17 protein-coding genes are annotated in these 21,096 nt (G+C 66.9%); 9 read left to right on the forward strand and 8 right to left on the reverse strand.

Features of this window, described 5'->3' with window-relative positions:
* Positions 1 to 47: 47 nt before the first annotated feature.
* The gene (locus ACIRGB_RS00515) at positions 48 to 836 is read right to left on the reverse strand and encodes a GntR family transcriptional regulator (RefSeq protein WP_020274970.1); all 789 of its coding nucleotides are present in this window, start codon (positions 834 to 836) and stop codon (positions 48 to 50) included.
* Positions 837 to 943: 107 nt separating this feature from the next.
* Between ACIRGB_RS00515 and ACIRGB_RS00520 the strand changes: the two genes are divergently transcribed.
* The 6 genes from ACIRGB_RS00520 to ACIRGB_RS00545 all read left to right on the forward strand — a co-directional run bounded on the left by ACIRGB_RS00520 (position 944) and on the right by ACIRGB_RS00545 (position 9,098).
* Complete coding sequence (locus tag ACIRGB_RS00520) at positions 944 to 1,351, forward strand: NUDIX hydrolase (RefSeq protein WP_365238394.1); 408 nt, start codon at positions 944 to 946, stop codon at positions 1,349 to 1,351.
* A gap of 46 nt (positions 1,352 to 1,397) precedes the next feature.
* On the forward strand, positions 1,398 to 1,823 hold the full coding sequence (locus tag ACIRGB_RS00525; protein WP_362225003.1) for an ATP-binding protein: 426 nt from the start codon (positions 1,398 to 1,400) through the stop codon (positions 1,821 to 1,823).
* A complete protein-coding gene (locus tag ACIRGB_RS00530; protein ID WP_358279708.1) occupies positions 1,823 to 2,203 on the forward strand; it encodes a hypothetical protein in 381 nt (126 codons plus the stop codon). Before ACIRGB_RS00525 ends, ACIRGB_RS00530 begins: the two co-directional genes overlap by 1 nt.
* A 462-nt stretch (positions 2,204 to 2,665) precedes the next feature.
* Positions 2,666 to 4,654: an N-6 DNA methylase gene (locus ACIRGB_RS00535; protein WP_403856956.1), complete on the forward strand. Its 1,989-nt coding sequence runs from the start codon at positions 2,666 to 2,668 to the stop codon at positions 4,652 to 4,654.
* Positions 4,651 to 5,892, forward strand: coding sequence for a restriction endonuclease subunit S (locus tag ACIRGB_RS00540; protein WP_403856959.1), 1,242 nt, complete (start codon positions 4,651 to 4,653; stop codon positions 5,890 to 5,892). The genes ACIRGB_RS00535 and ACIRGB_RS00540 overlap by 4 nt, the downstream gene beginning before the upstream one ends.
* Positions 5,893 to 5,894: 2 nt before the next feature.
* Positions 5,895 to 9,098, forward strand: coding sequence for a type I restriction endonuclease subunit R (locus ACIRGB_RS00545; protein ID WP_403856962.1), 3,204 nt, complete (start codon positions 5,895 to 5,897; stop codon positions 9,096 to 9,098).
* 190 nt (positions 9,099 to 9,288) lie between these two features.
* On the opposite strand, the gene ACIRGB_RS00550 is transcribed toward ACIRGB_RS00545, so the two are convergent.
* The 4 genes from ACIRGB_RS00550 to ACIRGB_RS00565 all read right to left on the reverse strand — a co-directional run bounded on the left by ACIRGB_RS00550 (position 9,289) and on the right by ACIRGB_RS00565 (position 14,869).
* A complete protein-coding gene (locus ACIRGB_RS00550; protein WP_403856965.1) occupies positions 9,289 to 11,442 on the reverse strand; it encodes an AIPR family protein in 2,154 nt (717 codons plus the stop codon).
* Positions 11,443 to 12,198: 756 nt separating this feature from the next.
* Positions 12,199 to 13,347, reverse strand: coding sequence for a hypothetical protein (locus ACIRGB_RS00555; protein WP_403856968.1), 1,149 nt, complete (start codon positions 13,345 to 13,347; stop codon positions 12,199 to 12,201).
* Between the two features lie 650 nt (positions 13,348 to 13,997).
* Complete coding sequence (locus ACIRGB_RS00560; RefSeq protein WP_403858164.1) at positions 13,998 to 14,429, reverse strand: DUF6083 domain-containing protein; 432 nt, start codon at positions 14,427 to 14,429, stop codon at positions 13,998 to 14,000.
* A gap of 14 nt (positions 14,430 to 14,443) precedes the next feature.
* Positions 14,444 to 14,869, reverse strand: coding sequence for a winged helix-turn-helix transcriptional regulator (locus ACIRGB_RS00565; RefSeq protein ID WP_403856971.1), 426 nt, complete (start codon positions 14,867 to 14,869; stop codon positions 14,444 to 14,446).
* Positions 14,870 to 14,932: 63 nt separating this feature from the next.
* On the opposite strand from ACIRGB_RS00565, the gene ACIRGB_RS00570 reads away from it, so the two are divergent.
* On the forward strand, positions 14,933 to 15,346 hold the full coding sequence (locus tag ACIRGB_RS00570; protein WP_403856974.1) for a YybH family protein: 414 nt from the start codon (positions 14,933 to 14,935) through the stop codon (positions 15,344 to 15,346).
* 6 nt (positions 15,347 to 15,352) lie between these two features.
* Here ACIRGB_RS00570 and ACIRGB_RS00575 read toward each other — a convergent pair whose 3' ends face one another.
* A complete protein-coding gene (locus tag ACIRGB_RS00575) occupies positions 15,353 to 16,045 on the reverse strand; it encodes a nitroreductase family protein (RefSeq protein WP_403858166.1) in 693 nt (230 codons plus the stop codon).
* Positions 16,046 to 16,193: 148 nt separating this feature from the next.
* Between ACIRGB_RS00575 and ACIRGB_RS00580 the strand changes: the two genes are divergently transcribed.
* Positions 16,194 to 16,685 (forward strand): Lrp/AsnC family transcriptional regulator, encoded by a 492-nt coding sequence (locus ACIRGB_RS00580; protein ID WP_403856977.1) that lies wholly within the window; start codon positions 16,194 to 16,196, stop codon positions 16,683 to 16,685.
* 8 nt (positions 16,686 to 16,693) lie between these two features.
* Here the strand turns inward: ACIRGB_RS00580 and ACIRGB_RS00585 are convergent, their stop codons facing one another.
* Together ACIRGB_RS00585 and ACIRGB_RS00590 are read right to left on the reverse strand one after the other, a co-directional pair.
* Positions 16,694 to 17,533, reverse strand: coding sequence for a patatin-like phospholipase family protein (locus ACIRGB_RS00585; protein WP_403856980.1), 840 nt, complete (start codon positions 17,531 to 17,533; stop codon positions 16,694 to 16,696).
* A 119-nt stretch (positions 17,534 to 17,652) separates the two neighbouring features.
* A complete protein-coding gene (locus tag ACIRGB_RS00590) occupies positions 17,653 to 19,497 on the reverse strand; it encodes an FAD-dependent oxidoreductase (RefSeq protein ID WP_403856983.1) in 1,845 nt (614 codons plus the stop codon).
* Positions 19,498 to 19,815: 318 nt separating this feature from the next.
* On the opposite strand from ACIRGB_RS00590, the gene ACIRGB_RS00595 reads away from it, so the two are divergent.
* The gene (locus tag ACIRGB_RS00595; RefSeq protein ID WP_403856986.1) at positions 19,816 to 21,018 is read left to right on the forward strand and encodes a SchA/CurD-like domain-containing protein; all 1,203 of its coding nucleotides are present in this window, start codon (positions 19,816 to 19,818) and stop codon (positions 21,016 to 21,018) included.
* Positions 21,019 to 21,096 lie beyond the last annotated feature (78 nt).

Below are 21,096 nucleotides of genomic sequence, written 5' to 3' on the forward strand. Positions count from 1 at the left end.
GTACGAGTTCGGGAAAGCAGCCCCGCGCACCACCACCAGTCAGGCGCTCACGTCGCCGGGAGCTGGTACGACAGGACGTACGCATCGGCCGCCATGACCGTGTCGCAGACCTCCACGGCCCGCCCCTCCTGGTCAAAGGCGGTGCGGATCAGGTGAATGACCGGCACACCGGAGGCCAGCCGCAGCGTGCGCACCTCATCGGGCGAGGGCATCCGGGCCCGGATCTCTTCCTCGAAGTGGTCGAGGCGGTGCCCCAGCTCCTCAAGCCGGGCATAGATGCCGCCGGGCCCGGGGTTCGGCTCGGCGATCGGCGTTCCCCGTGCGATGTCGAGCGGCAGATACGAGGTGGCGAACTCCACCGGCCGCCCGTCCAGCAGATACCGGCGACGCCGGGCGAGCACCCGCCGCACGGACCCGAGCCGGGTGGAGACGTCCTGGCTTGCCTTCTCTTCCTTGACCTCCAGGCTGTCCACCTGCGGGTGACTGCCGGCGGCGTCGGCCTCGACGATGAACGCGGACTTCCCCTGCTCGCGGTGGCGCCGTGCGAACCGGTCTGAGGCGAGCCGCCTAACAGGCGGTCGTGGTCGTACGAAGACGCCCTTGCCGTGCTCGGCGTGCACCAGGCCCTCACCCTGGAGGACGGAGAAGGAGTTTCGAACCGTCATACGGGAAACCCCGTAATGCTCGACCAGTTCGGCCTCGGAGGGCAGCTTTTCGCCCTCCTTGAATCGCCCACGGTCGATGGCCTCGCGCAGCTGGTCGGCGATCTGCCGGAAGACCGCACGATCGCTCGTGGGGTCGAGATCGCCGAGGAGGCCGGAGGAAAGAGAGGGCACGTGTACTCCTTTAGGTATCTAGACGAGTGGGCGAGCTTTGTTGCTACGGTGGAGAGCCTAGCCATCCGAGAGGGCAGAGGAACGTGAGCACCGACCGTCCGCACTCCGTGAGCGTCGCCGGAGTCATCGTCGACGACCAGGACCGAGCCCTCTTGATCAAACGCCGCGACAACGGCCACTGGGAACCCCCGGGCGGAATCCTCGAACGCGAGGAGACCATTCCCGAGGCCCTCCAGCGCGAAGTTCTCGAAGAGACCGGCATCAAGATCGCGCTTCCCGCGAGCCTGACCGGGATCTACAAGAACATGAAGGGCTTGATCGTCTCCATGGTCTTCCGCTGTGAGGCCGCCGACGGCACGCCCACCACCGGGGACGAGACCCGCGCACTGCGCTGGGCCACCCGCGAAGAGGTCATCGAACTCGCCGACGAGGCATACGCGATCCGCGTCCTGGACGCACTCGACGCGGTATCCCCGCCGGCCATCCGCGCGCACGACGGCGTGAAACTCGTCTAGCCCGAACCCGCTGCACATGGCGGCCTACCAGCACGAAGGAACTTGTATGCACGAGTATACGAGCACCGCCCGGGTCTGGGGACTCACTTGCCCAGGTTTTCCGGAAGAGGTGAGCCGGGCCCGGCGCTGGACGCGGGACATCCTGCGCGGATCTCCCCTGGCCGACGACGCCGAACTGATCGTGAGCGAGCTGAGCGCGAACGCGATCCTCCACACGGCGAGCGGTGGACTCGGCAGCTTCCACCTGGCCCTCGCGGTCTCCCCCAAGGTGGTCGCCCTGTCGGTCACGGACGAGGGAGGAACGGGCACGGCCCCGAAGGTCGAGCAGCCGAGCGAGGACGCGGTCCACGGCCGCGGCTTGGGCATGGTCAGCGTCATCGCACACCGGGTCGTTGTCCACGGCAGCCACAGCGGCTACACCGTCACCGCCGAGCTGTTCACGGACACCCGGCCGGGAGGACACCCGTGCTGATGGACAAGCCCCAGCGGGGTTTCTGGTGCGAGTGCTGGACCCAAGACGCCAACGACGAGACAGGATGGCCGGCACTCCGGGCATCCTTCGACGCCTACTCAGCACCACAGGCAGACAGATGGGTAGCAGTCGCCCTGCGCACGATCTCACCAGCACTCGACCCTGACGCCTCCGACGAGGCCTGGGCCTGGCTCTACGACGGCCGCATCGACACGCGCCGAGCCCTCTTACGCATGGAACCCTGCACGGTCTCTCTGACCCACGCCAGCACCCGCATCACATGGACGATCCGACCAGTGGTCTTCCTACCGCTGGCCCACCGCCAAGGCGTCGATCTCCCAGCCTGCGCATACGACTTCACGCCCCGCGCCACAGACTGAGTTACAACTTTCTCTACTGGTTCAAGGCGGCTCGCTCCGCTCACCGCGCGCGGCCCGGCCCCCGGCCGGGCCTGCGCTCCTGTCTCCGCCCCGCTCCAGCCCGGCCGGCGCCCGGGCCACGCACTAAGCGTTCAGCCGCCTGATGTCAGAGAAGGGGTACGTCGTGGCTGGGGCGGTCGGCTCCACGGCTTTAGGCAGCCACTTTGGGGCGAGCCTCGAAGATCATGGCCCCACCGTCGTGCTTTAACGGGCAGGTCCACAGACTGCCCGACTCGCCGGAAGCTTACGGGGCCATGATCACTCGCCCCAAAGCAGCTCCAGCCCAAAGCCGCTCCACCGACCTCACGACCTTGACCACTGCTCTGCCTCGGGCAGGTCCCGACGGATAGGGTTCGGTTAACGCGCACGGCTCCTATCGAGCAGAGCTGTGACCGCCCAAGCCTTAGACCGGAGAAGACCTGCGTGAGCGTCCTCAGTCAGTTCGTGTGGAGCGTCGCCGACACCCTGCGTGGCCCCTACCAAGAAGCCGAGTACGGCTCGGTGATCTTGCCGTTCACCGTGCTGCGCCGGCTGGAGTGCGTGATGGAACCGCACCGGGAGGTGATGGCCGAGATCATCAGCCAGTATCCCGGTGATCAGCAGCGTCGCACTCACCTGAAGCTCAAGACGCGCACGCCGGACAATGCGGGCCTGAACTTCTGGACCACCAGCAAGTACACCCTGGAAACGGCTCTGCAGGACCCGAACAACCTCGCGGCCAATCTCATCGACTACGTCTCTGGCTTCTCGTCGAACCTGGACGTGTTCAAGTCCTTCGACTTTGAGAACGTCCTACGCACACTCGACGCTCGCGATCGCCTCTCGCCGGTAGTCAAACACTTCCAGAAGATCGACCTGAGCCCTGAGACCGTCTCGAACGCCGACATGGGCGACCTGTTTGAGAACCTCATCTACCGGTTCGCCGAGTCCGCGAACGACGGCGCCGGCCAGTTTTACACGCCCCGCGACGTCGTCCGCCTCCTCATCGACCTCGTCTACGCCGAGGACACCGAGGCACTGCGCGGCCGAGGCCAGGTCCGGTCCATTTACGACCCCACCGTGGGCACCGGCGGCATGCTGACCGTCGCCGACGAGCACCTCCACAACCTGAACCCATCCGCCTCAACGGCCCTGTTCGGTCAGGAGATCAACCCACGTACCTACGCGATCTGCAAGGCCGACCTGCTTATCAAGGGCCAAGACCCTACCAACGTCCGCCAAGGCGACACCCTCGTCGTCGACCGATTCGAGGACCGCAAGTTCGACTATGTCCTGTCCAACCCGCCGTTCGGCACGGACTGGAAGGCCGTCGCCTCCGAGGTGACCGCCGCGCATGAGCGCGGCGGTCAGGGGCGCTTCGCTCCCGGACTGCCCAGCATCGGGGACGCCGCAATGTTGTTCCTCCTGCACGTCGCCTCCAAGATGCGCGACGTGGACGAAAACGGCCGCGGTGGAAAGGCTGGCATCGTCCTCAACGGTTCGCCGCTCTTCACCGGCAGCGCAGAATCCGGACCGTCAAACATCCGTGGGCACATGCTGGAGAATGACTTGGTCGAGGCCATCGTCGCTCTACCCAACGACATGTTCTACAACACCGGCATCCCCACCTACCTGTGGATCCTCTCGAACGCCAAGCCCACCGAACGCAAGGGCACCGTCCAGCTCATCGACGCTACCGGGCTCGGCTCCAAGCTGCGCAAATCGATCGGTTCCAAGCGCGTCGAAATTTCTGACGACGCTCGCACGGCGATCGTGCAGGCGTTCGCCTCCCGCGAGGCATCGGACACCTCGAAGATCTTCGAGAACCGCGACTTCGCCTACTGGACGATCACCGTCGAGCGTCCCCTGCGCTACAGGTTTCAGTGCACCGCCGAGCGGATCGCTGAGGTGGCCGACCACAGAACCCTTGGCAAGATCCCGGGCTTGGTTGGAGTCCTCGGCTCCTTCGGCGAGCAGGTCTACCTCAACAGGGAGGAGTTCCTCCATGATCTCGGCAAGCACCTGCGCGAGTGCTCAGTCACGCTGACCGCTGCTCAGCGCAAGACACTGTGGCAGACGATCGGCGAACACGATGACGACGCCGACATCTGCCGCTACGCCTCCGGCCCGCACAAGGGCGAGATTGAGCCCGACCCTGATCTGCGCGACACCGAGAACATCCCCTTCGGTTGGGGCGGTTACCCCAAAACCCACGACGCCGCTCAAGAGACCATCGCCGCCTACTTTAAGACTGAGGTAGAGCCATACGCTCCCGACGCCTGGGTCGACAAGAAGACGAAGACCGGCTACGAGATCCCGTTCACCCGGCACTTCTACCGCTACACTCCGCCCCGCCCGTTGGAGGAAATCGACGCTGACCTCAAGCGCGTTGTTGGCGAAATCATGGAGATGCTGCGGGCGGTGGAGGCGTGAGCGCTGTTCTGCCAGTGAAACGACTGGCGGAGGTCGCACTCGGGAAAATGGTTCAGCCGGAGTCGAAGAGCCCATCTGACATCCTCGCACCATACCTGCGAGCCGCACACATCCAACCTCACGGGAAGATCATTGATCTGCCGGAACAGCCGATGTGGTTCCATCCGAGCGAACTGCGAGTACTTGACCTCCGACGCGGCGACGTTGTGATCGTTGAAGGTGGTGCCGGTTATGGTCGATCAGCCGTGCTCAGTGAGGACCTACCAGGGTGGGGTTTCCAGAACTCGATCATTCGTCTGCGCCCCCTCGCTGGGCGTGCCGATGGGAGGTTCCTCGACTATGCACTGCAGGACGCACTCACTCGTGGCCGGATCGACCTCGTCACAAGCACTGCGACGATTCCGCACTTCACCGCCGACAAGGTGTCCAAATTCGAGGTCTCCGCACCTGCCCTCGTTGAGCAGCGGACCATCGCTGACTTCTTGGATCGTGAGACGGCGCAGATCGACGCCCTGGTCTCCAAGCAGGAAGAGTTCATCGAGTACCTCCGGGAACGGCGACGTGCCGCGATCGAAGCCGCTGTGTCGGAAGTTGGCACAAGGGGTCCCAGACTGAAGCACATTGTTCGGTCGGTGCGTCAAGGATGGAGCCCGCAGTGCTACTCCTGGCCCGCTGATGGGATCGACTCCTGGGCTATTCTCAAGGCAGGTTCCGTGAACGGCGGACTATTCCGTCACATGGAGAATAAGGAGCTTCCCGCAGAGGTAACTCCTCGACCTAGGGCCGTCGTACAACGTGGTGACCTCATCGTGTCTCGCGCAAACACTCGCGATCTCGTTGGAAGCGCAGCAGTGGTCGACGGTGACTTCCCGCGGCTGATGCTGAGTGACAAGCTTTATGCTTTCACGCTTAAGGAGGATCAGGCACTCCCCCAATTCGTTGCCGCCCTGCTTGGAAGTCGTAAGTGGCGTGACTTGATAGAAATGCGAGCTACCGGCGCGAGTTCCTCGATGCTGAATATCAGCCAGTCCGACATCGTTAACCTTCCGATGGCGCTCCCACCGGTCGATGAGCAGCGCGGGATCCTCGTTGATCTCGACGACCAGACCACGATGATCGATGCCCTTATCGCCAAGGCGCAGGAGCACATCGCCTTCGCCAGGGAGCGTCGTGCCGCGCTCATCACGGCTGCTGTGAACGGACAACTCGACGTACGCACCGCCCGGAAGGCAGGCTGACGATGACTGCGTCGGATCAGACCCGCGAAGAGGCGTTCGAAGCCGAGATCGCCGAGTACTTGGCGGCTCACGACTGGGAGTACAGCCTGTCCGACGACGGCTACGACGCGAAGCGCGCCCTGTGGCCTGAGGACGTGCACTGGTGGCTACAGACGGCGCAGCCCGAGGAGTACGAGAAGGTCGTCAAGGTTGGCACGCCTACCGAGCAGGCCGACAAGGATGCGCTACTCGACGCGCTCGTTGCACGCCTGGGTGCGCCCATGGGTTCAGGTGGCGGCACGCTAAACGTGCTGCGGCGGAGGTTCTCACACACCCGTGGTGCGACAGCGCATTTCCGGATGTGCCAGTTCGCGCCGGCGACCACCCTGAATCCGACGGTGACGAAGGCGTACGAGTCCGTGAGACTGCGGGTGGTGCGGCAGGTGCACTTCTCGTCGGCTCGCGGCGACAACCGGTCGATCGACCTGGTGTTCTTCGTGAACGGGCTGCCGGTGGCGACGCTGGAGCTCAAGTCGTTCTTCAAACAAGAGTGGCTCACTGCGGTCAAGCAGTACAAGCAGGACCGCCATCCGAAAGGCCAACCGCTCCTTGGCTTCGGCACTCGCGCCCTGGTCCACTTCGCTGTCGACGACGACGAAGTCTGGATGACCACGAAGCTGGCTGGCGACAAGACCCACTTCCTGCCGTTCAACCGGGGCCAGGCCGACGGCGCGAAAGGTAACCCCTCGAACCCGAACGGTGCGGCCACCTCCTACCTATGGGAGGAGGTCCTGGAGCGGCACAACTGGCTACACATCCTCGGCGCGCTGATGTTCCTGCGCAAGGACGAGGACGAGGACCCGGCCACCGGGAAGATCAAGCGGACGACGACGCTGCTGTTCCCCCGTTACCACCAGTGGCGCGCGGTGCGGCGGATCGTCGACGAGGTACGCGTTGGCGGGCCGGGGCGGCGGTATCTGATCGAGCACTCGGCCGGCTCGGGCAAGACCAACACGATCGCCTGGACCGCGCATCGCCTTGCTCGGCTGCACGATGGGAACAATCGCAAGGTCTTCGACAAGGTCCTGATTGTCTCCGACCGGAAAATTCTCGACCGGCAGCTCCAGGACGCCGTCAGCCAGGTCGACGACTCCGGCGATTCGGTGGCCGTCATCGATTCCGCCGCCGTGCGCCGCGCCGGCGGCTCGAAGTCCAGGGCCCTACTCGACGCGCTGACCGGGCCTGCTCTAGTCGTAGTCGTTACGATCCAAACGTTCCCCTACGTCAAGGGCCTGATCGACACCACGTTCAGCAACAAGGTGTTCGCTGTCATCGTCGATGAGGCCCACACCTCCCAGTCGGGCAAGACGGCCAATGCCCTGAAAAAGGTCCTCACCGAGGGTGGGCAAGTCGCCGAGGACGAGGTGGTCGACACCCAGGATGTCGTCAACGAGCTCCTGTCCGCCGACGATGAGCAGGCCAAGCGCGAGCGCCGGATATCCGCCGAGACGGCAAACCGAGCCTCGTCGCCGAACGTGTCGTTCCTTGCGTTCACCGCCACGCCGAAGCACAAGACGAAGACGCTGTTTGGGCGTGCCGGCGACGATGGCAAGCCCGAGTCGTTCGACGTGTACACGATGCGGCAGGCCATCGAGGAGGGGTTCATCCTCGACGTGCTGCGTGGTTACCAGACGTACAAGACCGCGTTCGAGATCGAGGAGCGCGGCGCCGACGGCGTCGTCACCACGATCAGCAGCGGTGAGGACGGTCAACTGGTCGACCCAAAGGTCGCGACGAAGAAGATCATGCGGTTCAAGAACCTTCACCCGTCCAACGTCGGGCAGAAGGTCGGGATCATCGTCGAGCACTTCCGGGCCAACGTCGCGCGCCTCCTCGATGGCCAGGCCAAGGCCATGGTCGTCACCTCCTCACGCCAAGCAGCCGTCCGCTACAAGATCGAAACGGACAACTACATCCGCACCAAGGGCTACAAGCTCAAGACGGTCGTCGCGTTCTCCGGTGACTTCACCGACGAGGACTACGGCCTGGAGAATGCCACCGAAGCGTCCTTAAACCCGGGCCTCGGATCCGATCTCGCCCGGGAATTCCGGCGCCCCGACTACCGGCTGATGCTGGTGGCGGAGAAATTCCAGACCGGCTTCGACCAGCCGCTGCTGTGCGCAATGTACGTCGACAAGCAACTCCCCGATGTCCACGCCGTCCAGACACTCTCCCGTCTTAACCGCACCTATCGCGCCCCGTCGGGCGAGGCGAAGGACCAGACGTTCGTCCTCGACTTCGTCAACGACCCCGTCGACATCCAGAATGCATTCCTGCAGTACTACACCGAGGCCCACGTCGAGACTGCTACCGACCCCAACCTCGTCCACCAACTCGCCATGAAGCTCGCCCAGCCCGGCATCTACACCCGCGCCGACGTCGAACGCTACGCCGAAGTCTGGTGGGGCCAGCAGCGGCACTCGGCGCTGGCGGCGGCGATCGCGCCGGCTCGCGACGAGTTCGCCAACCGATGGGCCGACGCAACCGAGAGGGACGACAGCGAGGCTCTGAACGAGCTGCGGACCTTCCGCAAGGACTGCGGCTCCTACGTCCGCCTCTACGACTTCATGTCTCAGGTCGTCGACTACGCAACCACAGACCTGGAGAAGCTCGCCGAGTTCCTGCGCCAACTGGTGCGCCTACTCGCGGTCGACGATGCGCGCGCCGACGTGGACCTGTCCGGGATAGTCCTCAAGCGAGTGCGGCACATTGACCAGGGCAAGGCGGCTATAGCCCTGTCCGGAGGCCAGGAGACGCCCGGGCTGCGGGGTGTCACTGGCATCGGTACCGCCGTGGCCCAGGATCCGCAGAAGGTGCTGCTGTCGGAGGTAGTCGCCAAGATCAACAGCCTGTTCGGGGGCGAGTTCGCGGACCCGCAGATCGGCGGCTTCGTCACAGCAGCGGCCGGGATGGCCGCGGAAGATCCGCGGATCGCCGAGCAGATCGACAACAACGCCCAGGACCAGTTCCTCATCTCCCCCGACCTGCGCGAGGCCGTTACCGACGCGGCCGTGCTTAACGAGGGGGCCTTCGGGAAGCTGACTGGCGCGCTGACCGGCGAGAGTGAGCGAGCCGAAGAGCTCATTCAGCTGATCGGCGCCTATCTGTACCAGTCTCGGCGCGCGCGCACGGAGCCTGAGGGTGGACCGGAAGATCCAAAAGTATGAATGCTTGAGGGGAGGGATCTCCCGGGGGACGCCTCGGCCCCCTCCCCTGCGAGTGCCGCCGCCCTCTGCCCACAATATGGCGGGGCGTGCGCACACCTCGCTTCAGCACCGGGCCACCGTCCATCCCCGCCCGGGGCGCCGTTCTTCGCCCTAGAGCACCGCGTCTGACGCAGCCCCACCGCCCGACGGCTTACCCCTCTGTCTCCTCCTCGGTGGCCAGCCAATCCATGGCCATGTCATACAGGGACTTCTGGCCGCCGACAATCCAGCGTGCTGGTCCCTGCACAGCGGTCGGTGCCTGTTCCCAGCCGGCCAGCTCCCAGATCCGGTTGACGAGCCCGCTCGCCGAGTAGGAGGTGCCGTCGTAGGTCCACACAAGCGGCTTGGAGCGGTCGTTCGTCCAACTCGCTTGCTCCCGACGAGGGTCGGCGGTCAGCCAGTCCCGTACCGCCTTCTCTTCCGTACTGTTCAGTGGGACGTACTGGACGGGAGTGCCCTCTGCCAGGAGGCGTGCGGTCACTAGGGTAGGTACCGCGTTCGGGCGGCGTGGACGGCGGGGCTGTGGGGTGGGCGGTTGGTAGTTCTCGGGGACCTCTGGGACAGGCTGCCCAGCCCGCACCATTGGTAGGACAAGGCCGACGAGTTCCTTGCAGCGATCCTCGTTCGTGAAGGTGCTGGTGAGGAAGGACTGCGGTCCGTAGACCGTGTCGATCTGGTGGATGAGCCAGTCCACGATTGGTTTGACCAGGTCAGGAACGCTGGCGAGGAGGGGTGCGAGGTCGAAGCGCGGGTCGTCGATGTCCTCCATACCGGGGGCGAGGAGCTGGAAGACCAGATGGCTCACGAGCAGGTCACCGCGAAGTGTCGTGTCGGCTGCCCGGCCGCGCACTTGATCGTGCAGCCGCTCCAGCGCCTCGCCGACCTCACGGTGGATCAGGACGCAGCGCCAGATACGCAGGGCGCTCGGTTCCTCGCCGAACAACCGTGCATAATTTCCGATTCGGCCGCTCTCCCAGAGAAGGTCCGTCGACCTCTTGGCGCGAACGGCCAGTTCGGGGGTGCGGTGCGCACAAGCCAGCGCGACAGCTGCATGGGCCACCGAGCACCCCGCTTCCGGCGCCGGATCAGCCTCACCGCGCTTGTAAACGTACTGCTTACCAAGGGAAAGGTCGAAGTCCTCACGGATGCGCGCCTGAGTGTCATCCAGGGCGATGAAGTCCCGTAGCGACACGTCATTCTGAGTATTGGTGGTCTGCGTGATGCGTTTCGCATAGGTGGCCCGCTCGTCGCCGAGATCGCCCAGGGCGATTACCCGGACGCTAACATCTGCATCTTCGACCGTGTCCGGTGTCAGGCTCCGTGCCTCATGTACCGAAGTCACGGTCTGGGCGCCATTTACGACACTGACGTTACCCAAGATGAGGTCCACCGGCTCATCCGGGCGACGACGCCCGATCCATCGCTCTTCGATGCTGTCACACAGCACCGTAATGCCGTTATTAAAATACCAGAAGTTGTCGGGCTCTTCGGCCAAGGTCTTCTGAATACCCGAGTTGATCGGGGTCAGCCCGAGGGAGTTTCGGATATTTTGCGAGAAGAGGCGGTGACCGTGTTCGTCATACCATCCGGCCACCTCACCAGCCGCAACGGTACCCTGGAAAGCAGTGAACGGCGTATCGCGCTTGATCCACTTCTGCATTCGCACGATCACGTTCACCGGGGCGGGCGACCGGTCGTCCTTGAGCTGCTCCAACAGTTCACCCGCGCCCAGGAGCTCGTAGTCGAGCATGGGGCCGTGCCCGCGGTGATCCTCGACAGCGCGTTCCAGGACCTCGGTAGCGTGCTTGCTGAGCGGGTCGTCCCCGACGAGCGCGATCAGCAGGTGGATCTTCAGGCGGGCGTCCGCCAGCGCGGAGTCCAGTTGCGCAGTGAATGGCCGCAGCTTGTCGTTGAACACGTCGAACCTGCGCTGCTCCAACAGGCTGAGCCCGTCGACCAAGGCGAGTGCCGCGTTCTGGTTGAAGCCCGCATTCCCCTTGTCGTTCCACTTCGCCTGGACGAGCCACACCTGGGCTCCGTCGGTGACCGCGACTGCGTCGAGACCGCCATCGTCATACCCGTCTATAACGGCCTTCGCGCAGGTTTCTCGGTCAAGCCCGGTCTTGCGGCGTAGCGCCGTCGCTGCCACTGCCCGGGACAGCCATGCGCGCTCCAGTTCGCGACCCGATTTCTGCTCAAGGCCGCTCTCGTCGATGAGTCCCCGATAGCTCCGCTTGAGTCCCTCCTCAATCTGGTGCAGCTCCTGGCTCGTCGTCCTCGACGGTCCCCGCCCCGTACCGCTCACGCTTCCCCCAGCTCCTCTTCCCACCCCGTTTTGTGCGCCGGGCTAGCGTAGCCACCTCTCGCTCACCATGAGTAAGGAGCCGCTTACCGCATGAACCTGACGTACATCAATCAAAGACAGGGTGCGCCATGACATCGGGAGATGCCACCATACGATCATGGGCCGGACCAGACGCATCGCCAACCGCTACGAGCTGAGTGCACGTGTGGCCGACGGGATGGCCCTGGTCTGGGAAGGATATGACATCGTCCTCAACCGACCTGTCGCTATAAGCAGATCCGCGTCGGGAAGGCTCGCACACCCTCCGAGCTCGCTGTGCTGGTGAGACGGTTCCGGCGGCGACCGCCGGCGTTGCCGGAACCGCCCCAAACGGCGGAGGGGAGCAGCTTGAGTCCGCTGATGTGACTGCGCGAAAGACGCTAGCAGCAGGGGTGACAGCCCCTCAGGACCCATACACCTAAGCTCCGTCGCCACCAGAGCTGCGCTAGGCAGTGCCTCGAACAACGCTTCTTGCCGAGCTCGTGCCGACGTCCGTGATCAGCGCAACCCCTGTTCGTCCCGTCCGAGCTGATCTACCTTGCTCTGCGCGGGTCTGTGGCCTATTCGGGGACTGGCACGGTCAGAGTCGCAATCCGTAGCGCCTTGACCTGCTGACATGCGTGAGATGCACGAGCCCTCCGGAGCCTCTCTGACGCAGCTGGTGTCAGCGGCGACTCCGGACGCTCAGGCTCGCTGGCCGGAGCTGCTGGGCCCTGCTCAGCTTCCTCGCCCGGCTTGTTCCGCATTGCGTGCGATGCAACTTTCGCAGATATCGTTCTTATCCACCATAAGCATCGGCACATCACAGCGGACACAGATGGCCCATTCATCAAAATCCAAACCGCACTGAAAACACAAGTAGCCGGTTATGCGACCTGATGCCATCCTGGCACCCTGTACGAGTGCAGCAGAAGAACAGTCCGGGCACTCATCTACCACCGGTTCAACATCCCCGCCATCGAAGGGAGGGCGATTCAAAACGAACTCGGCATACAGCACCGCCGCGTCTTCACCGCTTTCCCCTCGAAATTGACAGAAGCGACAAGCACGATCGCGACCGTCAACTACGAGGGCCGCCTGATCACACATACCGCAGGTGACAGTCTTGTCCAGCAGCCCCGCGAGGCTTGGGCGGAGCCGGTTCCACCGGTAGGTGACTAGCTTCCTGATCTCCCCCAGTCCGTCACTTACTGCCGCCATCTCCTCGTCGAGCGTGGCCTGCCCGGCTCTGTCCAGTACAGGCCGCAAGTAATTCTGAACGAATTCAAGTAGAAAGTCGAGGATGTTAACAGCCGTCCTTTCTACTGCCGGGGCAGGGGTGGTCAGCCCGAAATGTTGAAGCGCATTGCGCCACTTTACGAGCTTGCTAATATGCTGCTCCAAACGCCCTCGATATCCAAGGTCCAGATTCGCAATGTGCTCCAATCGTCTAAGCAGGTCCACGACACCACAACTTTTGAACTCTGCTTTTTCGAAGTCTCCTCGTGTTGCGCTTTCCGGCTTCTCGAACACCAAGGCCCAGTGTTCTTGCATCAGACGCGCTTTCAGAAGTACCTCAACCGCCGAATGTAGATGCAGTACGGCGTACTTCAAATCGCGAGCGGTCGGTTTATCGGCAAGGTGCCGGGTAACGCTTAGGAGGTAATCCATACCGTTCTCGATCGGCTGGAATTCCAGCTCTACTGGGCCGCCCTTCCGCTTAAGGCGTACGACTCGCTTCTTAGGTTGGGCTGCTGCAGTTGTCACCTTGGACCTCCTGCCCTTCTGCCCGGGCACGGCTACCGCCGGGGCATGCAGCGCGTCAGCGCGCTCTTGCGCGCGCACCTCGGATCGACTCGACCTGCCGAAATCGCGATGCTCGGTCACGAATTCTCCTGGAAAGTGTTGTGGCTCTAGGGATTGTTAGGTTACCGACCGCCAGGAAAAGACCTAAAAGGATTTAGCAATGCGGCCAGTTCTGTGTATAATCTGCGGCCCCTTTCATGGCACGCCGGAACCAGGTGCCGGACTTGTGCCAGATCGAGCACACAGTCGTGGGCCCTTGGTCGACGGCAACGAGCGCGAACGACAGACGTCCCGCGCCCAGTGGGATGAAGCGGCGCGCGGCCGGCGCTGGCAGAGATGTCGGCGGGCGCCACTCATCGGGGCAACCGCTGAAGGCGTCGAGTCCCTTCCACAGCCGCGTACCGTTGGCTGCAACGGCAGTTCTCACTGCAACGAGGACCCGCGGCAGTACCGCGCTGGCGGGCAGCAGCGCAGGTGCAAGGCGCTGAACAGGCTCAGAAAACGGCAGCTCCACCTCTCGTCGGCTGCGGACTATCTGTGGACTCAACACGCTCGATTTGCCGCAGATAAGGCCGTGACCTGCTGCGTTACCCACTTCCCACGGGGCCTCCGGAGCCGTGTGCGCAGGTTCGAATCCTGGCGGGGGCACCTTGGATCAGGTGCCCAAAGACTCCGTCACCAGCGGTGACGCTCAGGCCGAGGTCTTCGCGTATGGGCAAGCGGGGCGTCTGTCAGCCGGTGTGCGGCCGCTTCTCAGGGGGTGGAGGCTGGACCGGGTGTTCTGTCGTTGTGTTTGTCGGGAGTTTTCGGCTCGTGGGGGGCGTCAGCCGCGGCCATGGGTCCGGGAGGGGTTGTGCGGGGCAGGTGAGGTGGTGCTCGATGCGGCATCGTTGGGACTGGGCCGGTGGGCACGCCCCGTCGGCCGTCGCCCGCCCGTCGGGGAGTTCGATCCAGCGGTGGTCCGCCGGCACCGTATGAGCGACGGGCTTCGTGTCCGGCTTCAGCAATGTCCAGTCCTGCTGGTGCGTTGGTGCTCGGTCTTGCGACAGTTCGCAGACAGGGGACGGCGATTGTCCGCCGCTCAGCCCTCGTGGTTCCTTTTCCGACGGGGCCTCTGGGGCAGCGGTCCGCTGGTGATACGGAGCGAGGCGCGGCAGGTGCAGCGGCGACGGGCGGTCTACGGCACGCGGCCGGGATGCGGTGAAGTGCCTGGAGCTGCGCCGGTGGTATGGGTCGGGTCAGCATCGTGGGCGCCCCAGTCCCACAGGGTCTGGAGGACGGGGCCCAGGCGGTGGCCGTTCGGGGTGAGGGTGTAGCGGACTCGTGGAGGCCAGCCCGGGCGGCGGTCGCGTTCGACGACTCCGGACTCGGTGAGGTGTGCCAGGCGGTCGGACAGCACCTTGTCCGACAGCGCGGGCAGGGCCGCGCGCAGCTCGCTGTAGGAGTGGTCGCCGCGCAGCAGTTCGCGGATCACCAGCGTCGTCCAGCGGCCGTGCAGGGCCGCCAGCGTGATCTCCACCGGGCACTCGGGGGTGGGTGCGGTGACGTCGGCACGCGGGTCGTCGGGGAGTCCTGCGGGGTGACCAACCGTTGGGTGAGTCACGCGGTCGCCTCCTAGCGTGTGGGTCGCTTCGATTGTCCCGGTCCGGAAGGATGTCTGTCGATCATGCGAGCCCTGGCCGATCGGCCCGAAGAGGTGCCCATCGTGTTCGCCGAGCGGTTCAACAGCGGCGACGCCGCCGCGTTGGCGCAGGTCTACGAGGAGGGGGCGGTGCTGGTTCCGCAGCCGGGGGCGCCGGTGAGCGGGCCGGAGTTGCATGCCGCGAACGGTCGGCTGCAAAAGCTCGGCGTTCCCGTTTCGGTTCGTCCGCGACATGTGTACCGCAGGGGTGACGTGGCGCTGCTGATCGTCGACTGGGTCATCGACGGGATCGGGCCGGAGGGAGAGAGCGTGCATGTCGAGGGCACTGCCACCGATGTTGCCCGGCGGGGGTCGGACGGTCGTTGGCGATATGTCATCGACAATCCCTTCGGTACCCGCACCCAAGAGGCTGATGCGGTGGGGGTCGAGGGGTTCTGACTCCGCTCAGGGCGCCGGCGCGGGCGGGGGCTCGGTGAGTGCCTCGGTCAGGGGCTTGCGGGTCAGGTCGGGGACCTCGCAGTCGGGGGACGCGTAGCCGATGGGGAAGAGGATGTAGGGGCGTTCGTTGGCGGGGCGTTCGCAGATTCTGGTGAGGAAGGCCATGGGGTTGGGGGTGTGGGTGAGGGTGCTCAGGCCCATCGTGTGCAGGGCGGTGATGAAGAGACCGCAGGCGATGCCCACGCTCTCGTTCACGTAGTAGTTCTTGCGCAGTGAACCGTCCGGCAGCGCGGTGCTCTTCTCGGCGAAGCAGACCACGATCCACGGCACGACGTCGAGGAAGCCCTTGTCGGAATCCGTTTCCAGGCGGGCGAGCGCGGCGCGCCACTCGGGTGGGATGCGTCCGCCCTCGTAGTTGACCCGTTCCTCCTGCTCGGCGGCGAGCCGGATGCGGTGCTTGGTCTCGGCGTCGCCGATCACCGCGAACTTCCACGGCTGGAAGTGGGCGCCGGAGGGTGCGGTGTTCGCGGCGGCGACGGCGAGGTCGACGCACTCGCGCGGGACCGGCTCGTCACTGAAGAACCGGACGCTGCGTCTGCGGTCGGCGAAGGACACGAAGTCCCTTCCCCGCCGGATCATTTCGGCCTCGTCGTACCGGTCGGGCCGGTAGGGGATGAAGGGGTGCGTGTGCTGCCTCACGGAATCCATTCACGGATCTCCTCCTGTGGTGGGAGCACAAAGGGTCGGGTGTGGAGTGCCTATTGGGCAACAGGGGCTTTCTCTGGTTGCCTATTTGGCAAGAGAAGGGGCTTCGGGGTGCCCTTCGGGTGGCAGATTGGTAGATACGGTGGCGCGACAGGGGCTTGACCGGCTCGACGGCCGGATGCTGCGGCTGCTCCGCGAGCGTCCGCGGGAGGGGCTGCTGGAGATCGCCCGCCAACTCGGGGTCGCCCGCGGCACCTTGCAAGCCCGGCTCGACCGGCTGACCGGCTCCGGCGTGGTGACCGGGTACGGGCCGGACATGGACGTCGCCGCCCTCGGGCACGTGGTCCAGGCGTTCACGACGTTCGAGGTGGACCAGCCGGCCCATGAGGCCATCGCGGCCCGGCTGCGGGCCGTGCCGCAAATCCTGGAGGCGCATGTCGTGACCGGCCCCGGTGACCTCTGGTGCCGTATCGCGGGCACGAGCAACCAGCATGTGCAGCAGGTGATCGACCAGGTGTTGGAGGTGCCGGGGGTGCGGCGCAGCACGACGGTCATCGCCCTGAGCGCGGTCGTTCCCTACCGTGTCCAGCCCTTGGTCGACGAGGTGTCCGGTCTGTCGGAGCCCCGGGGCTGACTGCGCGCTCAGCCCCGCCAGATCTCCCCGATGCGTTCCGCGTGGGCCGTGCCCTGGCGGCGGCCCTCGCGCGCCGCCCCGGGGATGCGGGAGGCGTCCAGGGCGTTGCGGCCGAAGGCGCGGCGGGCGTCCCGGTCGGGGGTCAGCAGGGCGACCCGGGCCCCGCGCGCGGCGAGGGTCTCGGCCTGGCTCCGTGCACTCGGACTCGCCCCCGCCCCCTTGGGGATCGGGGCCAGTACGACGACGCGCGCGCAGTCGTCGACCAGGTCGGCGTTGGTCGTGGAACGGACGCCGCCGTCCATCCAGCGGCCCGCACCGATGGTGATCGGCGGGAAGAGGGGCGGCAGTGCGCAGGTGGCCGCCATGGCGTGCAGCAGGTCGGTCTCGCTGTGGGCGTCGAAGGCGGTCGGTTCGCCGGTGAGCGCGTCGACGGCGAACATCCGAACGGTTCGGTCCGGCCAGTCAGGGACGGGGAGTTGGGGGCCTATGGCGTCGAAGACCGCGGTCTCCGGCACGTCCCGCACGGAGAGCGCGAGCCGGCCGAGGCGCTTGACCACCGTCTCCGGGTCGCGTGAGCCCAGCGCGGCCCACAGGTACCTGACCGTCATGCCGAAGGTGAAGTCCACCTCCAGCATGGCGCGTTCGCCGTTGAGCTGCTCCTTGTAGAGGTCGGCCGGGGCCGATCCCTTGGCCAGGTCGAGCGCCAGCAGCGAACCCGCCGACGTGCCCGCCAGGACGTCGGCGTCCGTGAGGTCCACGCCGGCGTCGGCCAGTCCGGCCAGGACGCCGATCTGCCATCCGTACGCGGTCAGGCCGCCCCCGCCCAGCACCAGCGCCGTATCCGCCACGTCCGCCCACCCCTTTCCGTACTGGGGACAACTCCCCGTTTACCGTCGGACGTGACGCTAACAGGTAAACGGGGAGTGGTCCACGGTTGGGGGTGGCACCTCCGGGGAGGCCGGTCGCCTCAGGGGCGGGCCAGTACCGAACCCACCACCTGGCGCAGCAGCGCCGCCGGGTCGGGCGCGGGGCCCGGGGAGCGCCAGGCCACGAAGCCGTCGGGGCGGACCAGGACCGCGCCGCCCCGGGTCACCCCGTGGGCGCGCGCCCAGTCGGTCTCCTCGTCGTCCGGTGTCAGGTCGGCCCCGGGCGTCCCGCCCACGCGGTACGACTTCAGCGGGACCCGCATCTCCGTGGCCACCTCGGCGGCTGCCTCGTGCCAGCCGGTGGGCTGGGCGGCGTCGCTGAGCAGGACCAGGGAGTCCTCGTAGAGATCCAGGGTGGACAGGCGCTGCTCCCCGCGGCGGAGCCAGAGGTGGGGAGCCCGGCTGCCGGGCGCGCCGGTGAGGTCGAGGCCCTCGGGGACCACCGGGGTCGCCGGGTCGGCGCCGACCACCGCGCCCCGGGGGTAGCGGTAGCCGAGGGCGACGTTGAGGATGCCACGCTGCGGGCCCCCGCCGGGACCGCCGCCACCGGGCGCACCGCCGGGACCGCCCGGGCCGCCGGAACCACCAGCCGCGCCTCCCGGAACGCCAGGCGCACCCCCCGGACCTCCGGAACCACCGGGCGCACCCCCCGGACCACCGGGACCACCCAGCCCACCGGAACCTCCCGGTCCGCCACCCCCCATGACCGGCGGTGGCGCGAACCCCGGGTGGCTGTGCTCGACCGAGCGGTGGGCGGCGCGGGCGCTGGTGGCCTCCGCGACCGGGCGCCGTTCCATGTCGTAGGTGTCCAGGAGGCCCTCGCCCGCCCAGCCCTCGAGGACCGCGGCCAGCTTCCAGGCGAGGTTGTGGGCGTCCTGGATGCCGGTGTTGGAGCCGAAGGCGCCGGTGGGGGACATCTCGTGGGCGGAGTCGCCGGCTAGCAGGACGCGGCCGGAGCGGTAGCTGCGGGCGACGCGCTGGGCGGCGTGCCAGGGGGCCTTGCCGGTGATCTCGACGTCCAGGTCCGGATCGCCGATCGCGCGGCGGATGTGGGCGGCGCACCGCTCGTCGGTGAAGTCCTCGACGGTTTCGCCCTGTTCGGGGTGCCAGGGGGCGTGGAAGACCCAGTTCTCGCGGTTGTCGACGGGCAGGAGGGCGCCGTCGGCGTTCTCGTCCGTCAGGTAGCAGACGATGAAACGGCGGTCGCCCACGACGTCGGCGAGGCGACGGGAGCGGAAGGTGATGCTGACGTTGTGGAAGAGGTCGCCGGGTCCGCTCTGGCCGATGCCGAGCTGCTCGCGGACGGGGCTGCGGGGGCCGTCGGCGGCGACCAGGTAGTCCGCGCGGATGGTGGTGTGCTCGCCGGTCTCCCGGCTCTTCACGATCGCCGTGACGCCCTCGGTGTCGGCCTCGAAGGAGAGCAGCTCGGTGCCGAAGCGCAGGTCGCCGCCGAGGTTGACGGCGTGGGTGAGGAGTTCGGGCTCCAGGTCGTTCTGGCTGCACAGGCACCAGGAGCTGGGGCTGAAGCGGGCCAGTCCGCCGCCCGGGTCGATCTGCTTGAACAGCCACTCCCCCGCGTCCCCGGCCAGGGTCGGCGCCTGAAGGATGCCGTGGTTGTCGGCCAGGGTGGCGGCGGCCCGGCGGATGTCCGGCTCGGCGCCCGCCACCCGGAAGATCTCCATCGTGCGCACGTTGTTGCCACGCCCGCGGGGATGGATGGAGGTGCCCGCGTGCCGCTCCACCAGGGTGTGCCGGACGCCCAGCCGTCCCAGGAACACCGACGTCGACAGGCCCACCAGGGAGCCGCCGACGACGAGGACCGGGACGCGGTGGGTCCGGTCGCCCCCGGGGGCGGCGCCGCCGGACCGGTCGGCTCTTTCGTTCATGGTTCGTCCTCCGTTGTGCGAAAGGGGGTGCGACAGGGATGCGACAGGTGTGCGACTGACATGCGACGCCGTACGACAGACGTACGGCAGACGTGCGCGTGGGTCCGACGGGGGTGCCGGGGCCTTCATGCATGCCCCGTACGGCCCGGTGAGGCCCGCGGCGGCGCAGGCTTCACCCGCTTAACCCTCCTGGTTCGCGGACCTCGCGGGCACGGCCCACGATCGTGCTTACGCGACCGTCGCACCCCGCCCGCCCGGCGGGCGCCGACGACGATCGCCCCAGTCCACGAGGAAGCTCCCGGAGAAGAGGTGGGCCGGATGACGGTCTCTCCCGTCGTAGCGACGGATGCCCCGAGCACGGACGCGACGGATGCCACGGCGGCGTCGGGCACGGCGTCGTCGCCCGCCGTGGCGGCGGACGCGGGTGGCGTGTCGATATCCGCGTTCGACGGCTCCCGCGTACGGGTCGTCCTGATGCTGGACGTCCACGACGGAATGCAGCAGGAGTTCCTGGACGCCTACGAGCGCATCCGCGACCGGGTCGCCGCCGTTCCAGGCCACGTCAGCGACCAGCTGTGCCAGTCCCTGGAGAACCCGACCCAGTGGCTGCTGACCAGCGAGTGGGAGAGCGCCGCGCCCTTCCTGGCCTGGGTCAACAGCGACGAGCACCTGGACACCGTGGAGCCGCTGGCGACCTGCGTCCGCGACACCCACTCGCTGCGCTACAGCGTGCTGCGGGAGACCGACGGCGCCCGGCCCGCGGCCGGTGAGCCGCGCTCGGCGCCCCGGATCGGGGACAACGTCGTACGCCACGCCCTGACCTTCACCGTGCGGCCGGGCACCGAGGCCGAGACCGCGCGGCTGCTGTCCGAGTACGTGTCGCCCGACGCCCACGTGGACGGCTCCACACGGCTGCTGCGCACCTCGCTGTTCATGTCCGGCAACCGGATCGTGCGGGCCGTGGAGGTGCGCGGGGACCTCCAGACCGCGCTGCGCCACGTCGCCCGGCAGCCCGGGGTGCGGGCCGTGGAGGAGGCCCTCAACCCGTATCTGGAGCAGGACCGGGACCTCACCGACCCGCAGTCGGCCCGGCGGTTCTTCACCCGCGCCGCCATGCCGGCCGTCCACCACGCCTCCTCCCCCGGCCGGGTCGGCGCGCGCATCGAGCGGCTCGCGCTGCTCTACCCGGTGCGCGCCGGAGCCGGTGGCGAACTGGCCCGGCTGCTGGCCCGCCGGGACGCGGTCACCGCGCAGGCCCCGGACGGCCCGGTGCTCGCGGCCACCGTCTTCCACCGCGACGACCTCGTCGTACGGCTCGTCGACGTGGACGGCGACCCCGAGGCCGCGCCCGCCGCGGTCCTGGGGCTGGACGGGGCCGAGGGTGCCGAGGCCGCCGAGCGGCTGCTGGACACCGCCGCGGTCGGCGTCGACGGGCCGCCCGCCGAGGCCGGCACGTCGGCCCGGCTGCTGGCCCGGGTCCGGATGACGCCCCTGACCGACCGGCGTGCGGCCGGTTCCTGAACCCCGCTCCCCGCGACCGCGCGACGCCCCCGGACGGGCCCGACGGCGTGCCCGCCCGCCGGTCCGCGTGCACCCGCA

Origin of the sequence: Streptomyces sp. NPDC102490 (genome assembly GCF_044765285.1) — a bacterium.
Lineage (GTDB): Bacteria > Actinomycetota > Actinomycetes > Streptomycetales > Streptomycetaceae > Streptomyces.

What these genes read in the sequence shown, in the direction of transcription:
- ACIRGB_RS00570 (WP_403856974.1), top strand. Translation starts at nt 14,933, where the DNA reads ATGCGAGCCCTGGCCGATCGGCCCGAAGAGGTGCCCATCGTGTTCGCC.
- ACIRGB_RS00590 (WP_403856983.1), bottom strand. Translation starts at nt 19,497, where the DNA reads ATGAACGAAAGAGCCGACCGGTCCGGCGGCGCCGCCCCCGGGGGCGAC.
- ACIRGB_RS00545 (WP_403856962.1), top strand. Translation starts at nt 5,895, where the DNA reads ATGACTGCGTCGGATCAGACCCGCGAAGAGGCGTTCGAAGCCGAGATC.
- ACIRGB_RS00525 (WP_362225003.1), top strand. Translation starts at nt 1,398, where the DNA reads ATGCACGAGTATACGAGCACCGCCCGGGTCTGGGGACTCACTTGCCCA.
- ACIRGB_RS00530 (WP_358279708.1), top strand. Translation starts at nt 1,823, where the DNA reads ATGGACAAGCCCCAGCGGGGTTTCTGGTGCGAGTGCTGGACCCAAGAC.
- ACIRGB_RS00595 (WP_403856986.1), top strand. Translation starts at nt 19,816, where the DNA reads ATGACGGTCTCTCCCGTCGTAGCGACGGATGCCCCGAGCACGGACGCG.